This is a genomic window from Streptomyces bambusae, from assembly GCF_020532645.1.
GTDB classification, from domain to species: domain Bacteria; phylum Actinomycetota; class Actinomycetes; order Streptomycetales; family Streptomycetaceae; genus Streptomyces; species Streptomyces bambusae.
Genome location: NZ_JAJAUZ010000015.1, coordinates 1 through 13979 on the forward strand (window position 1 = coordinate 1; position 13979 = coordinate 13979).

Below are 13979 nucleotides of genomic sequence, written 5' to 3' on the forward strand. Positions count from 1 at the left end.
GCCCGGCCCGGGGGCGCGGCCGCCCCGCCGCGGGCCCGGGCCCCGGCGGCGGCGCGCAGCCACAGCGCCTGGGCCGTCGTCTCCGGCGCCTCGCCGGCCGGCCCGGCCTCCCGGGCCGCGGCGAGGGCGCGTTCCCGCATCCCGGCGTCCGCGTACGGGGACAGCACGAGGGCCGCGTCGCGGATCTCGATGACGGCCCGGTGCAGCCGGATCCGCGGGCCGCGCCGGACCCGGGTGCCGAGCACGATGTCGGGGACCGCGGCGGTGAGCGACACCCACAGCGGGCGGACCGCGCGCAGGCTGCGCCAGTCGCGCAGCGCCTGCATCAGGGTGCCCAGCGGGGCCAGGGAGTTGCCGATGATGATCAGGAAGATCGCCAGGTACTCGATCGCGTCGGCGGTGTACTGGGCGGCCGGCTCCGTCATCGGGAACGGCAGTCCGAGCAGGCGGGCCGACAGGTGGGTGGTGCGGAACAGGCTGTAGACCGTGCCGATGCCGAGCCCGACGCCGAGGACCTGGAGGCCGGTGCGCAGGAAGCTGCGGCCGGACTTGCGGCTGTAGCCGAGGCAGAGCCAGGAGCCGAACGCGGTGGCGAGGGCGAGGTAGGCGACGAAGGTCAGGCAGTAGCCGGTGGCCGCGGCCGAGTCCGCGTGGTCCTCGTAGAAGTTGTCGACCCGGACCGGCCGGGGCACCTGGAAGAACAGGGTGGTGAGCAGGGCCATGGCGGCGGCGCTGCCGGCGGCGACGAACCGGCGGGAGCGGCGCAGCAGGTCGGGCCGGGCCATGGCGATGACCAGGTCGAGGACGGCCGCGCAGGCGCCGATGCCGATCAGGTTCTTGATCAGCACGCAGAGGTCGTTGACCCCGGTCGCGGTGTCGATGGCGAGGGCGATCGACGGGATGCCGACCGTGGTGGCGACCGCGAGGCCGGTGAACGCCAGCCAGGTCGAGCGCTGCCGGGGGCGCCAGACGGCGGCGGGCAGGCGCCAGAGCGCCACCGCCCACAGCAGGACGGCTATGACGAGCTTGAAGGTGTTCATTCGTTCCGTACCGGGTGCCCGAAGGTGTCGTTGAGGCGGTTGAGGACTTCTGCGGCGTCGTCGGAGGTGGCCTGGATCTCGTTGCGCCGGCTGGCGCGCTCCAGGATCAGCGTGGCGACGGTCTCGGCCTCCTGCTCTTCGCGGCTGGAGTACTTGGTACGGCCGAGGAGGTGCACGATGCGGTCGGCGGAGAGGCCGAGGAGGTCGTCGTCGGGCCGGGCGGCGGCGGCCGCGGCCCGGATCCGGGCGGACTCGGCGCGCACGATGTCGGCGATCGGCAGGTCGGGGCGCTCCGCGCCGGCCAGGGCGCCGTCGGCGCGGGCCAGCAGGCGGCCGAAGTGGGCGGCGGCGGTGTCGAGTTCCTCGGGGGTGGCGTCGGCGTCGAGGTCGAGCTCGGGGGCCACGTGGCCGAGCAGCATGTGGGCTATCTCGTGGAGCACGATGTGCACGCGCAGGATGTCGGGTGCGCCGGCGTCGTAGAAGACGAGGTCGGCGGTGTCCAGGCCGAGCCAGACCCCGCAGGGCAGGTCCTCGCCGCCGGGGCCGTCGAGGGGGAGCAGCACCAGCGGGCGGCCGCGCTCCTCGGCGATCATGTCGCAGAACGCGCCGAGGTCGAACGGCTGCGGAAGTGCCAGGCCGTTCGCGAGGGCGGCGCACGCCCGGCGCCGACGTCCCCACCGCCACATTCCCGCTTGTCCCATCCGTCCGGACGACCGGCGGGGTCCTCCGCCGCCGGGCAGGCGGAGTCACCGGCCGTGCCTGCGTCCACACCCTAAGCCCCGGTGCGGAATCGGCCGAGAGCGAGGGGGTGAACGGCCCGAAATGTCGGGCAGGGGTGGCCGACAGGCGTTGGTGTGGCCGGTTTCCGCAGGTGAGCGCGGGGTGGCGGGCAGTGCGCAGACCGTGGGCGGGTTGCCGGGCGGGCCGCGGATCCCGTCGTTGCGGAGTCCGGGGCGGCTGGTTTCAGCCGGAGCGGCGCCCCCGCTTGCGGGCGTCCACCGCGGGCAGCCCCTCGGCCTGGCGGAAGCCCTCGACGATGCCCTTGATGCCGCGCAGTGACCGGGCGGACAGCCCGCTCAGCCGGAAGGCGACGGCGCGGACCTCGCGGTCCTCCAGTGCCTTGGCGAGTTCGTCCCCGGCGCCGGCCCGTTCGACGCTCTCCTTGATCTCGCGGATCCGCTGGTCGACGGCGGCGGACACGGTGTCGTCGAGGAAGTAGCTCGGCGGGACGCCGAAGAAGGAGGCGAGGGCCCGCAGCGAGTCCACGCTCGGGTTGGTCACCTTGCCGGTGCGGATCGACTGGATGGTGCCGTGCGAGACGGTCGGGTCGCCGTCGCCGGCCCGCTGCCGGATCAGGTCCGCGATCTCCTGGTACGTGTACGGGCCGCGGTTCTCGGGGTGCAGCGTCTCGATGAGGTGCCCGAGCTTGCGCGCGATGTCGGGGCGGTCGCCGGGAGCTCGGTCACTCATGGCGGGGGCCTCCTCCGTGCACGGCTCGGGGCGCGACGGGACCGCCGTGCCGCGAGTCAATCTACTCGACTAGACGGAACAGTGTACGGCCGGGGGTCCCTCGTCTATTGGGCTTGACAAGTCTTCAGGGGGCTGGCGTAAGTTTCGAGCTGTCCCGTCTAGTTGACTAGATGGCGCGATGTGGTGGCCCGGCCGTGGCCGGCCATCGCATGCCGTTGACGTGTCTCGGCGCCCACGGGGGTGGCGCCCAGACACGTCAACGGGTCCCGGTCCCGGCCGCATCCCGCGCCCCGGAGTGGTGTCGCCTGCTGCCGCACAGCCGTGCAGGTAACGTGCGCAGAGCTGGCTCACCCCCTACCGAATGGGCTTCCATGACCGGACTTCCCCGTTACGAGGACGTCGTCGACGCCGCATCCCGCATCGAGGGCGTCGCCCACCGCACGCCCGTGCTGCGTTCCCGGCTCATCGACGAACAGCTCGGCCTGCAGGCCGTGTTCAAGTGCGAGAACCTCCAGCGGATGGGCGCCTTCAAGTTCCGCGGCGCCTACAACGCGCTCTCCCGGTTCTCACCCGCCCAGCGCGCCGCCGGCGTCGTCGCGTACTCCTCCGGCAACCACGCCCAGGCCGTCGCCCTCTCCGCCCGGCTCCTCGGCATCCCCGCCACCATCGTGATGCCGCACGACGCCCCCGACGCCAAGGTGGCCGCCACCCGCGGCTACGGCGGACGGGTCGTGACGTACGACCGCTACACCGAGGACCGCGAGGAGATCGGCCGGGCCCTCGCCGAGAAGGACGGCCTGACCCTCATCCCTCCGTACGACCACCCGCACGTCATCGCCGGGCAGGGCACCGCGGCCCGGGAGCTGTTCGAGGACGAGGGCCCGCTCGACGCGCTGTTCGTGCCGCTCGGCGGTGGCGGGCTGCTCTCCGGAACCGCCCTGTCCGCCGGCGCCCTCGCACCCGGCTGCCGCCTCTACGGGGTGGAGCCGGAGGCCGGCGACGACGGCCGCCGGTCCCTGGCCGAGGGCCGGATCGTGCACATCGACACCCCGCAGACCATCGCCGACGGCGCCCAGACCCAGCACCTGGGCGACCTGACCTTCGGGATCCTGCAGCGCACGGCCCCCACCGTGGTCACGGCCTCCGACGACGAACTCATCGACGCCATGCGCACGTTCGCCACCTACCTGAAGCTGGTCGTCGAGCCGACCGGCTGCCTGGGACTGGCCGCCCTGCGCCGCCACGCCGAGGAGCTGCGCGGCCGCCGGGTCGGCGTGCTGGTCAGCGGCGGCAACATCGACATGGCGCGGTACGCCGCCCTGCTCGGCGGCGGCTGACCGGCCCCCGTCACCGACCCGCCCGGGGCCGGCCCGCCGGCCGGCCCCTCCGGATCGGTGACGGCCCCTCCGGGTCAGTGGCGGGCACTGCGGCGGCGCAGCCCCACCCAGGTGAGACCGCCCACCACGGCCACCGCCGCCACCGCGCCGCCCGCGAGCGCGTACGCCCCGGCCCCCGAGTCGGTCGGGCCCGCGGCGGACGCGGCGCAGCCCGCCGGTGTGCCCGCGTCGTCCGCCCGTACCGTCAGCCGGCCCTCGACGGGCTTCCCGTCGAACTCGACCGGCTCCTCGAAACGCACCGGATAGGTGCCGGGCCGGGCGTCGCAGCGCACCCGCGCCCGGCCCTCCCAGCTGACCCTGCCCGCCGGCCGAAGCCTCACTGTGCCGTCGAACACCGGAGAGGTGACGGCGATCTCGTCGTTGCCGTCGGTGTGGTTCATCAGACCCGGGTTGAGCGTGTACATCGACACCCGGCCGCCGCGCTGCACCGAACCGGGGCTCACGTCCAGACCGCCCGTTCCGGCACCCGCCGGGGCGGCGGCGAGCAGCAGCACGGCGCCGACGCCCAGGCCCACGCAGCTGCGGCGTATGCGTGACATAAGGTGTGATCCTCTGGCTCGTGCGGACGGCCCCGACCACGCCGTCCACGTGCCGCGATCCTATCCGGGGGGATTTCCGGGGGCCGTCGGCCCGGCCGACCGTGCTCGTTCGCCCTGCCCTGGCAGAAAGGCCGTTGTGGGTACGTCTCGACGGGCGCGAGCCCTTGCCGTGGTGGCCGGTGCCGCCCTGATCTCCGCCCCCGCCGTGCCGGCGACGGCCGCCCCGCAGGACCGGACGGCCGACGCCGCCCCGGGCGTGGCGCCCGCCGCCTGGACCTCCGAGGAGGCGGCCCGGTTCTGGACCCCCGAGCGGATGGCCGACGCCGCCCCGGCCGCCGGAACGGCCGCCCGGTCCGCCGCCGCCCGGCCCGGCCGCCCCACCCGGTCCCCCTACGCGGGCGTCCCGCAGGCGTCCCTGTACGCCGGCTCGCCGACGGTCGGCGTCCTCTACTACGTGGACAGCGCGATGACCACGCACAGCTGCACCGCCAGCGTGGTGCAGAGCCCGCGGGGCAACCTGATCGCCACCGCCGCGCACTGCTCCCTCGGCACCAAGACCGCCTTCGTCCCGCAGTACCGCACCGGCGCCTCCGCGGCCGCCCAGCCGTACGGCATCTGGGCCGTCGAACGGGCCTTCCGCGACAACCGGCACACCCGCACCGGCCCCGGATCCGACCTGGACTTCGCCTTCGCCACCGTGCGCCCCAACCCGGCCGGCAAGCAGATCCAGCAGCTCACCGGCGGCAACCGGCTGACCCGGACGCCCGGATACCAGATCCCCGTCACCGTCATCGGCTACCCGAACATCCGCAGCGCCCCGGCCGACAAGGCCGTCAAGTGCACCACCACGACCACCCGCGTCACCGGCTACAAGCAGCTGCGCTTCGCCTGCGGCGGCTACTACGGCGGCACCTCCGGCAGCCCGTTCCTGACGGACTACGACGAGCGGACCCGCACCGGGAAGCTCGTCGGCAACCTCGGCGGCTGGAACGGCGGCGGCCTGGAGAACAACGACGACGCCGTCTCCTTCAGCCCGCTCTACGACGACCAGGTCTTCGAGCTGTACGACGCCGCCGTCGCGGGCCGCACCCCGGAGGTCAAGCCGGCCCTGCCGGACGTCCTCGGCGGCGGCGAGACCTGGATGCACGCCCGGCACATGGTCTCCGGCGAGTACACGGGCGACGGCAGGACCGACCTGATCGTGGTGTGGAGCGACGGCGAGGTCACCCTGTTCACCGGCGACGGCCGCGGCGGCTACACCGCCGAGTCCCGGCTCGCCGCCCCGAACGCCGTCTGGGGCAAGGCCGTCACGCTCACCGGCGGCGAGTTCACCGGCGGCGGCACCGGCGACCTGATCGCCCGCTGGCCGGACGGCTCGGTCACCCTCAACGCCGACGCGGGCACCGTCCGCAAGCTCGGCCGGCAGACCCGGCTGATGGCGCCCAACAGCACCTGGAAGCACGCCGCCGGGATCGCCGCCGGCCGCTGGACCGCCAACGCCCGCCCCGACGACCTGGTGGTGCGCTGGTCCGACGGCGAGCTGAGCCTGTACAGCGACGTCGGCACCACCGTGAAGCTCGGCCGCGAGAAGATGCTCCAGCCGCCCAACGCCACCTGGAAGAACGCCGCCGCGCTGATCGGAGGCGACTTCACCGGGGCCACCGGCAGCTGGGACCTGATGGTCCGCTGGGCCGACGGCCACCGCACGGTCCACCCCGACCTCGGCCCCGGCGGGGTCAAGGCCGGTCACCGGCTGAAGCCCGCGTCCGCCTGGAACCGGACCGCCCGGCTCGGCACGGCGGGCAGCCACACGGCGAACGGCCGCGCCGACGACCTGCTGGTCCTGTGGGCCGACGGCCGGCTGTCCTCCTACCCGGAGACGGGCACCGCCCTCGGCACCGAGCGGCTGCTCGTGCCGCCGAAGGTGCGCTGACGCCGCCGCAGGACCGCCCGGCGGCGGCGGCCGGACGGCGCCCGGCCCGAGTCCGTCCCGGACGGAAATCCGGATGCCCGGCCCGCCAGGCAGCGGGTAGCCTCCGGCGCCATGACCCCATCGCGGATACGTCCTCATCACACCGCCGACGAGCGGACCCAGTTGACCGGCTGGCTCGACATGCAGCGCGCGGTCGTCCGGTGGAAGTGCGAGGGACTCTCCGACGCCGACGCCCACCGGGCGGTGCTGCCGGGCTCGCCGCTGATGACCGCGGCCGGCCTCGTCGGCCACCTGCGCTGGGTCGAGCACCTGTGGCTGGAGGTGGTGTTCCTCGGCGGCAAGGGCACCGGCCCGGGCTACGAAGGGCCCGAGGACTCCGAGATGATGGTCGAGGGCATCCCGATCGCCACGCTGCTCGCGGACTACGAGCGCCAGTGCGCCCGTACCGACGAGATCATCGCGAGCCGGTCCCTCGACGAGACCGGCCGACACCCCGACTACCGGGACGCGGCGGCCAGCGTCCGCTGGATCCTCTTCCACCTGATCGAGGAGACCGCCCGGCACGCCGGCCACCTCGACACGATCCGCGAGCTGATCGACGGACAGAAGGGCTACTACTGACGGCATGCCGCTGGGGGCGGGGCCATGAGCCCCGCCCCCGGCGGCATCCCCGTCCCGTGCCTCAGCCCACCGGCCGCGGATCCGGCACCGGCGCCCCGGCCGTCACCCCGTCGGCGTCCGGCGCAGCGCGTCCGGCGTCCGGCGCGGGTCCCGGCACCCCGTGGTCGTCCAGCAGGGTCGCCTCGTCGAAGGGCAGCCGGCCGGCGAGCACCGCGTCGGCGCGCTCCCGGTCGAACTCCTTGGTCCAGGTGCCGATCAGCACCGTGGCGACCGCGTTGCCGGCGAAGTTCGTCAGCGCCCGCGCCTCGCTCATGAAGCGGTCGATGCCCACGATCAGGCCCACCCCGTCCACCAGCTCCGGCCGGTGCGACTGCAGGCCGCCCGCCAGCGTGGCCAGCCCGGCGCCGGTCACCCCGGCCGCGCCCTTCGAGGCCACGATCATGAAGAGCAGCAGCGAGACCTGCTCGCCGAGGGCCAGCGGGCTGCCCATCGCCTCGGCCACGAACAGCGAGGCCATGGTGAGGTAGATGGCCGTGCCGTCGAGGTTGAAGGAGTAGCCCGTCGGCACCGTGATGCCGGTGACCGGCCGCGACACGCCCAGGTGCTCCATCTTCGCGATCAGCCGCGGCAGCGCCGACTCCGAGGAGGAGGTGGACAGGATCAGCAGGAACTCCCGGCCCAGGTACTTCAGCAGGGCGAACACGCTGATGCCCGTGCACAGCCGCAGCAGGGTGCCCAGCACCACGAACACGAACAGCAGGCAGGCAGTGTAGAAGCCGATCATGATGACGGCCAGCGACTTGAGGGCGTCGATGCCGGTGGCGCCGACGACCGCGGCGATCGCGCCGAACGCGCCGACCGGCGCGGCCCACATGATCATGGCGAGCACCCGGAAGACCAGCTTCTGCACGTGCCCGATGCCCCGCAGCACCGGCTCGCCCGCCGTGCCGAGCGCCTGGAGCGCGAACCCGCACAGCAGCGCGACCAGCAGGGTCTGCAGCACCTCGCCCTCGGTGAAGGCGGACACCAGGGTGGTCGGGATGATGCCCAGCAGGAAGTCGGCGGTGGACTCGGCGGCCCCGTTCTTCACCTGCGCGGCGCCCGCGTCCCGGACGGCCTCCGTCAGCCGGAGGCCGCTGCCCGGCTCCAGCAGGTTGCCGACCAGCAGACCGATGGCGAGCGCCACCGTCGACATCACCAGGAAGTAGCCGAGGGCCAGGCCGCCGACGGCGCCGACCTTGGCGGCCTTGCGGACCGAACCGACGCCCAGCACGATCGTGCAGAAGATCACCGGCGAGATCATCATCTTGATCAGGCCGACGAAACCGGTGCCGAGCGGCTTCAGCTCGACGGCCACCCCGGGCGCGGCGAACCCGGTGACGATGCCGAGCACCACGGCGGCGATCACCGCGAGGTAGAGGTAGTGGGTTCGGTCCCGGCCGGCTCTGCGGGGTGTGGACACGGTGGGCTCCCTGGAGTGGGTGGAGAGGGGACGGGACCCGCCGGGGGGAGGGTGGGGGGCGGCGGGTCCCGTCGGACGGGGGCCGCTCCGGGACCGGAGCGGCCCCCGTCCCGGAGGGGTCCCGAAGACTGTCCTCCAGCCTGTGACCCCGGTCACCCTTGCGTTCATTGAGTTCACGGCGCGGTGCACACTGAGCGTCATGTTCCGCATCCCCCGTCCGCGCAGCCTCGCCGGTCAGCTGTTCGTGATGCAGGCCGTGCTGCTTGCGGTCGTCGTCGCGGTGTGCGCCGCGTTCGCCTGGACGACGGCGCGGGACCAGGCCGCCGAGGCCGCCGAACGGCAGGCCGGCGCGGTGGCCCGGGCGGTCGCGGACGCCCCTTCGGTACGGGCGGCCGTCCTCGGCCCCGACCCGTCCGCCGCGCTCCAGCCGTACGCGCAGCGGGTGCGGGCCGACGCCGGCGTGGACTTCGTGACGATCATGGATCCGGCCGGGCTGCGGTGGACCCACCCCGACCCCCGCCGGATAGGGGAGCGGTTCCTCGGCAACACCGCGCCCGCGCTGCGCGGCCGCACGTTCAGCGAGACGTACACCGGGACCCTGGGACCCTCCATCCGCGTGGTCACGCCCGTCACCGCGGACGGCCGGGTCATCGCCCTGGTCAGTGCCGGGATCACGGTGCAGAACGTGAGCGAGCGGCTCGGCGGCCGGCTGGTGGCGCTCGGCTGGGTCGCGGCCGGCGCGCTGGTCCTGGGCGGCCTGGGCACGTACGTGGTCAACGCGCGGCTGCGCCGGCACACCCACGGGATGAACGCCGCAGAGCTGAGCCGGATGCACGATTACCACCAGGCCACCCTGCACGCCGTGCGCGAGGGCCTGCTCATGCTGGACGGGCGGCGCCGGATCTCCCTGATCAACGACGGCGGCCGGGCCCTGCTGGGCGTCGAGGGCGAGGTGCTGGGACGCAACCCCGGCGAACTCGGCCTGCCCGCCCCGCTGACCGGGGCGCTGCTCGCCGACGGACCGCGGGTGGACGAGGTGCACCTGACCGCCGACCGGGTGCTGGTGGTCAACACCTCGCCGGTGGCGGGCGGCGGCCGCCGCGGCACCGTGGTCACGTTGCGCGACCACACCGAACTCCAGTCGCTGACCGGGGAGCTGGACCACGAGCGGGGCTTCACCGGGGCACTGCGCTCGCAGGCGCACGAGGCGGCCAACCGCCTGCACACCGTGGTCTCGCTGATCGAACTGGGCCGCACCGACGAGGCGGTGGAGTTCGCCACCGCCGAACTGGAGCTGGCCCAGGCGCTCACCGACCAGGTGGTGACGGCCGTCGCCGAGCCGGTGCTGGCCGCGCTGCTGCTCGGCAAGGCCGCGCAGGCCCACGAGCGCGGGGTGGAACTGGTGGTCACCCCGGACAGCGAGCTGCCCGCCGGGCTGCCTGCCCGGGACCTGGTGACGGTCCTCGGCAACCTGATCGACAACGCCGTGGACGCGGTGACCGGCACCCCGGGCGCCCGGGTGGCGGTGACCGCGCGCGGCCGGGCCGGCGCCCTGGAACTGACGGTCGCCGACAACGGGCCCGGCCTGCCGCCCGGCGCCGACGTCTTCGAGCGCGGCTGGTCCGGCAAGGGCCCCGGCCGCGGCCTCGGGCTGGCCCTGGTCCGGCAGACCGCCCACCGCCACGGAGGCACCGTCACGGCGGCCGGACCGCCGCACGGCGGCGCCGAGTTCACGGTCCGGCTGCCGCTGCCCGGCACCCCGGCGCCGGCCGGCCGGGACCGGGAGGGCACGGCATGAGCGCCGCCCCGCCGGTCCGGGTGCTGGTCGTCGAGGACGACCCGGTCGCGGCCGCCGCCCACGCCCTGTACGTCGGGCGGGTGCCCGGGTTCGCCGTCACCGGCACCGCCCACACGGTGGCGGAGGCCCGCCGCGCGCTGGAACGGACCCCCGTCGACCTGCTGCTGCTCGACCTCTACCTGCCCGACGGGCACGGGCTGGGCCTGGCCCGGGCGCTGCGCGCCGCCGGGCAGCGGGTGGACGTGATCGCCGTGACCTCGGCGCGTGACCTCGCCGTGGTCCGGGAGAGCGTCTCGCTGGGGGTGGTGCAGTACGTGCTGAAGCCGTTCGCGTTCCCCACGCTGCGCGACCGGCTGCTGCGGTACGCGGAGTTCCGGACGGCGGCCGGGGAGGCGGGCGGCCAGGACGACGTGGACCGCGCTCTCGCGGCCCTGCGCGCGCCCCAGCCGGCCGCCCTGCCCAAGGGGCTCAGCGCTCCCACCCTCGACCGGGTGGCCGGCATCCTGCGGGCGGCCCCGGACGGGATCACGGCGGCCGCGGCCGCCGGGGCCGCGGGCATATCACGGATCACGGCCCGCCGCTACCTGGAGCACCTGGTGGACACGGACCGCGCCGTGCGCGCCCCGCGCTACGGCCAGGTGGGCCGACCGGAGCTCCACTACCGCTGGGTGCCGGGCCCGGCCGCCTGAAGCCGGCCGGGCCGCGGCGGCGGTGCTCAGGCCGCGGTGTCGAATGTGTAGAACTTCGTGTGGTCGAGCATGTCGGCCGGGGTCACGTTGTTCCACGGGCGCATCGTGTCGTTGAGGTCGACCACGTTCGCCGTGTTGCCGGTGGGCAGGTAGCCCGACTGCGGGTGCAGCTTCTGCCAGTCGGCCCACAGCTTGTCGATGTAGGCGTGGTGCAGCCAGAAGACCGGGTCGTTGGGGGAGACGCCGGTGGCCATCTGGCCGCCCACCCACACGTGCACCCGGTTGTGCAGGTTGGCCCCGCGCCAGCCCTCCAGGTTGTTGCGGAAGCCGCTGGAGGAGCTGTTCCAGGGGGCGGCGTCGTACACGGACATCCCCAGCACGGTCTCGACCTCGGAGCGGGTCGGCAGCTGGGCGACGGAGGAAGCGAGCGCGCGGCGCAGGAAGTTGCGGCCGTCCACCCGGACGTTGATGGTCCACTTGCCCGCGGAGTAGGCGAACGGGCCGTCCATCACCTGGCCGTCGCGGGTCCTCCCGGTGCCGCCGAGGAAGTCGGGGGCCCACAGGGAGGAGCCGGTGGTGCGGTCGGCCGTCCAGTCCCAGTAGGGCAGGGTGACGGCGGAGTCCACGGACTGGAGCGCCTCCTCGAACTCCAGGAGGAAGCGGCGGTGCCAGGGCAGGAAGGAGGGCGAGCGGTGGCCCACCCGGTCCGCGGTGTCGGTGTCCGACATGATGAAGCCGTTGTGCGTGGTGACGAAGGCGTCGTAGCGGCCGGTGCGCTTGAGTTCGAGCACGGCGTTGACGAAGCGGGCCTTCTCGTCTGCGGTGAGCGCGGCCTGGTTCTTGCGTATGGTCATCGGGGTCCCCTGTGGATCAGAAAGTCTGGAGCGGTACCAGGGCGGCGCCCTGCAGCTCGGTGACGGCGGCGCGGGCCAGCGCCCGGGGCGTCGCGAAGGTCTCGTAGTGGTTGACCACGCTGATCCAGCTGCCGTCGGCGTTGCGCATCACGTGCAGCTCGCGGCCGTCGACGGTGACGGTGTACCCCACGCCGTGGTGGCCCCCGTGGCCGGCGTGCGGGTCCGGAGCGCCCTTGATGCGGCGGCCCTGGAAGACCTCGTCGAAGGAGGCCGGGGCGGCGGCCGCGCCGTGGCCGGAGTGGTCGGCTCCGGTGGTGGCGGCGTGGCCGGAGTGCGCCGGGTCGCCGGCGGCGACGGCGCGTGCGGCGGCGGCGGTTCCGAGCGCGGCGAGGGTGCCGGCGCCGGCCATCAGGGCGCGGCGGCGGGTGAGTTGAGACATGACAGTCCTTGATCGGTCGAATGGTGCGACCGATGACTATCAGTGAGGTTATGGCCCGGAAAAATGAACATCAGGTGGTCCGAAGCGATCCGGACATCCGGGGATATGTTGCGTGGAAAACCAGTTTGTTGATCTTGTCGAGCGCGTTACCGACTGTTCATTCGACTCCGAAGATCTTCCTGTCTACTGGCTGGTATGCCGGAAGATCTTCTGTTCTATGCGCGTTGAGGTAATGGCTCTCACAGGCGAAAGCTGGCGGGATCGGTAGCCATGCCGCACGGAGTGAAATGCCCGCTCTTGTCGGTCATGAGGTGATTCACTCGGTCGATGGCACTGCACACCACCCGGCCCGCGCACGGCGACGCCGGCGACACGGACGTCTTCGCCTCCGCCCTCAGCGAGCACGTCCTGCCCAAGCTCCGGATGCCGGTGCACTCGGCCCCGCCCGGCATCGTCTACTCGATGATCCACAACGAGCTGCTGCTCGACGGCAACGCGGCGCAGAACCTGGCGACCTTCTGCACCACGTGGTCCGAGGACGAGGTGCACCGCCTCATGAACGAGTGCATCGACAAGAACATGATCGACAAGGACGAGTACCCGCAGACCGCCGAGATCGAGTCCCGCTGCGTCAACATCCTGGCCGACCTCTGGCACGCCCCGCACACCGCCGGCGCCCCCGCGGCGGGCTGCTCCACCACCGGGTCCAGCGAGGCGGCGATGCTCGGCGGCCTCGCCCTCAAGTGGCGCTGGCGCGAGGCCCGCAGGGCCGCCGGCAAGCCCGCGGACCGCCCGAACCTCGTCTGCGGCCCGGTCCAGGTCTGCTGGGAGAAGTTCGCCCGGTACTTCGACGTCGAGCTCCGCCAGGTCCCCGTGGAAGCGGGCGCCACCGGCCTGCGGGCACACCAGCTCGCCGGGTACGTCGACGAGAACACCATCGGCGTGGTCGCCATCCTCGGCGTCACCTACACCTGCGACTACGAACCCGTCGCCGAGATCGCCGCGGCCCTCGACCGCATCCAGGAGGAGCACGGCTGGGACGTTCCGATCCATGTGGACGCCGCCAGCGGCGGGTTCGTCGCGCCCTTCCTCCACCCCGACGTGGTCTGGGACTTCCGGCTCCCCCGGGTGGCCTCCGTCAACGCCTCCGGCCACAAGTACGGCCTCGCCCCGCTCGGCGTCGGCTGGGTGGTCTGGCGCACCGCCGACCGGCTCCCCGAGGACCTCGTGTTCCGGGTGAGCTACCTCGGCGGGGACATGCCGACGTTCGCCCTGAACTTCTCCCGGCCCGGCGGCGAGATCATCGCCCAGTACTACCTGTTCCTCCGGCTGGGCCGGGAGGGCTACCGGCGCGTCCACCAGGCCTGCGCCGACACCGCCCGCCACCTCGCCGGCCTCATCGGCGCCATGGGCCCCTTCAGTCTCCTCTACGACGGCCAGGGCGGGCTGCCGGCGGTCTCGTACACCCTCGCCGACCCCGAAGGCGCCGGCTTCAGCCTGTACGACCTCTCCGACCAGCTGCGGCTGCGCGGCTGGCAGGTCCCCTCGTACCCGCTGCCGCCCGACCGCGAGTCGACCGTCGTGCAGCGGATCCTGATCCGGCACGGCGTCAGCCGGGACCAGGCCGTGCTGCTCGCCGAGGACCTCCGGCGCTCCGTGGACCGGCTGACGGGAGCCGCGCCGGCCGAGGCGCGCGGCGGCTTCCACCACTGAGCCCGGACGCACGGCGGGCGGGCG

General features: G+C 73.7%; 13 protein-coding genes. 6 read left to right on the forward strand and 7 right to left on the reverse strand.

Annotation, left to right across the window (positions count from 1 at the left end):
- The 3 genes from LG634_RS12945 to LG634_RS12955 all read right to left on the reverse strand — a co-directional run.
- On the reverse strand, window positions 1–1040 hold a 1040-nt coding region (locus LG634_RS12945; protein WP_226733913.1), incomplete at its 3' end, for an MAB_1171c family putative transporter.
- Window positions 1037–1741: a hypothetical protein gene (locus LG634_RS12950; protein WP_226733914.1), complete on the reverse strand. Its 705-nt coding sequence runs from the start codon at window positions 1739–1741 to the stop codon at window positions 1037–1039. The genes LG634_RS12945 and LG634_RS12950, both read right to left, overlap by 4 nt.
- A 262-nt stretch (window positions 1742–2003) precedes the next feature.
- Window positions 2004–2510 carry a helix-turn-helix domain-containing protein gene (locus tag LG634_RS12955; RefSeq protein ID WP_226733915.1) on the reverse strand — a complete coding sequence of 169 codons (507 nt, stop codon included), beginning with the start codon at window positions 2508–2510 and terminating at the stop codon, window positions 2004–2006.
- Between the two features lie 371 nt (window positions 2511–2881).
- Between LG634_RS12955 and LG634_RS12960 the strand changes: the two genes are divergently transcribed.
- On the forward strand, window positions 2882–3847 hold the full coding sequence (locus LG634_RS12960; RefSeq protein ID WP_226733916.1) for a threo-3-hydroxy-L-aspartate ammonia-lyase: 966 nt from the start codon (window positions 2882–2884) through the stop codon (window positions 3845–3847).
- Window positions 3848–3921: 74 nt separating this feature from the next.
- Here LG634_RS12960 and LG634_RS12965 read toward each other — a convergent pair whose 3' ends face one another.
- Window positions 3922–4446 (reverse strand): hypothetical protein, encoded by a 525-nt coding sequence (locus LG634_RS12965; RefSeq protein ID WP_226733917.1) that lies wholly within the window; start codon window positions 4444–4446, stop codon window positions 3922–3924.
- 136 nt (window positions 4447–4582) lie between these two features.
- Here LG634_RS12965 and LG634_RS12970 point away from each other — a divergent pair, with 136 nt between their 5' ends.
- Both LG634_RS12970 and LG634_RS12975 read left to right on the forward strand, forming a co-directional pair.
- Window positions 4583–6379, forward strand: a complete 1797-nt coding sequence (locus LG634_RS12970; protein ID WP_226733918.1) for a trypsin-like serine peptidase — start codon at window positions 4583–4585, stop codon at window positions 6377–6379.
- Window positions 6380–6490: 111 nt separating this feature from the next.
- Window positions 6491–7000: a DinB family protein gene (locus LG634_RS12975; RefSeq protein ID WP_226733919.1), complete on the forward strand. Its 510-nt coding sequence runs from the start codon at window positions 6491–6493 to the stop codon at window positions 6998–7000.
- Window positions 7001–7061: 61 nt separating this feature from the next.
- Here the strand turns inward: LG634_RS12975 and LG634_RS12980 are convergent, their stop codons facing one another.
- Complete coding sequence (locus LG634_RS12980; RefSeq protein ID WP_226733920.1) at window positions 7062–8462, reverse strand: cation:dicarboxylate symporter family transporter; 1401 nt, start codon at window positions 8460–8462, stop codon at window positions 7062–7064.
- A 199-nt stretch (window positions 8463–8661) separates the two neighbouring features.
- On the opposite strand from LG634_RS12980, the gene LG634_RS12985 reads away from it, so the two are divergent.
- Entirely contained in the window at window positions 8662–10260 is a 1599-nt protein-coding gene (locus LG634_RS12985; protein ID WP_226733921.1) for a sensor histidine kinase, read from the forward strand.
- A complete protein-coding gene (locus LG634_RS12990; protein WP_226733922.1) occupies window positions 10257–10949 on the forward strand; it encodes a response regulator in 693 nt (230 codons plus the stop codon). The genes LG634_RS12985 and LG634_RS12990 overlap by 4 nt, the downstream gene beginning before the upstream one ends.
- A 26-nt stretch (window positions 10950–10975) precedes the next feature.
- Here LG634_RS12990 and melC2 read toward each other — a convergent pair whose 3' ends face one another.
- Window positions 10976–11803, reverse strand: a complete 828-nt coding sequence (melC2, locus tag LG634_RS12995; protein ID WP_226733923.1) for a tyrosinase MelC2 — start codon at window positions 11801–11803, stop codon at window positions 10976–10978.
- A 16-nt stretch (window positions 11804–11819) separates the two neighbouring features.
- Entirely contained in the window at window positions 11820–12242 is a 423-nt protein-coding gene (melC1, locus tag LG634_RS13000; protein ID WP_226733924.1) for an apotyrosinase chaperone MelC1, read from the reverse strand.
- Between the two features lie 327 nt (window positions 12243–12569).
- Here melC1 and gad point away from each other — a divergent pair, with 327 nt between their 5' ends.
- Entirely contained in the window at window positions 12570–13955 is a 1386-nt protein-coding gene (gene gad, locus LG634_RS13005) for a glutamate decarboxylase (protein WP_226733925.1), read from the forward strand.
- Window positions 13956–13979 lie beyond the last annotated feature (24 nt).

What these genes read in the sequence shown, in the direction of transcription:
- LG634_RS12950 (WP_226733914.1), bottom strand. Translation starts at nt 1,741, where the DNA reads ATGGGACAAGCGGGAATGTGGCGGTGGGGACGTCGGCGCCGGGCGTGC.
- LG634_RS12955 (WP_226733915.1), bottom strand. Translation starts at nt 2,510, where the DNA reads ATGAGTGACCGAGCTCCCGGCGACCGCCCCGACATCGCGCGCAAGCTC.
- LG634_RS12960 (WP_226733916.1), top strand. Translation starts at nt 2,882, where the DNA reads ATGACCGGACTTCCCCGTTACGAGGACGTCGTCGACGCCGCATCCCGC.
- LG634_RS12965 (WP_226733917.1), bottom strand. Translation starts at nt 4,446, where the DNA reads ATGTCACGCATACGCCGCAGCTGCGTGGGCCTGGGCGTCGGCGCCGTG.
- LG634_RS12975 (WP_226733919.1), top strand. Translation starts at nt 6,491, where the DNA reads ATGACCCCATCGCGGATACGTCCTCATCACACCGCCGACGAGCGGACC.
- LG634_RS12985 (WP_226733921.1), top strand. Translation starts at nt 8,662, where the DNA reads ATGTTCCGCATCCCCCGTCCGCGCAGCCTCGCCGGTCAGCTGTTCGTG.
- LG634_RS12990 (WP_226733922.1), top strand. Translation starts at nt 10,257, where the DNA reads ATGAGCGCCGCCCCGCCGGTCCGGGTGCTGGTCGTCGAGGACGACCCG.
- melC2 (WP_226733923.1), bottom strand. Translation starts at nt 11,803, where the DNA reads ATGACCATACGCAAGAACCAGGCCGCGCTCACCGCAGACGAGAAGGCC.
- melC1 (WP_226733924.1), bottom strand. Translation starts at nt 12,242, where the DNA reads ATGTCTCAACTCACCCGCCGCCGCGCCCTGATGGCCGGCGCCGGCACC.
- gad (WP_226733925.1), top strand. Translation starts at nt 12,570, where the DNA reads ATGGCACTGCACACCACCCGGCCCGCGCACGGCGACGCCGGCGACACG.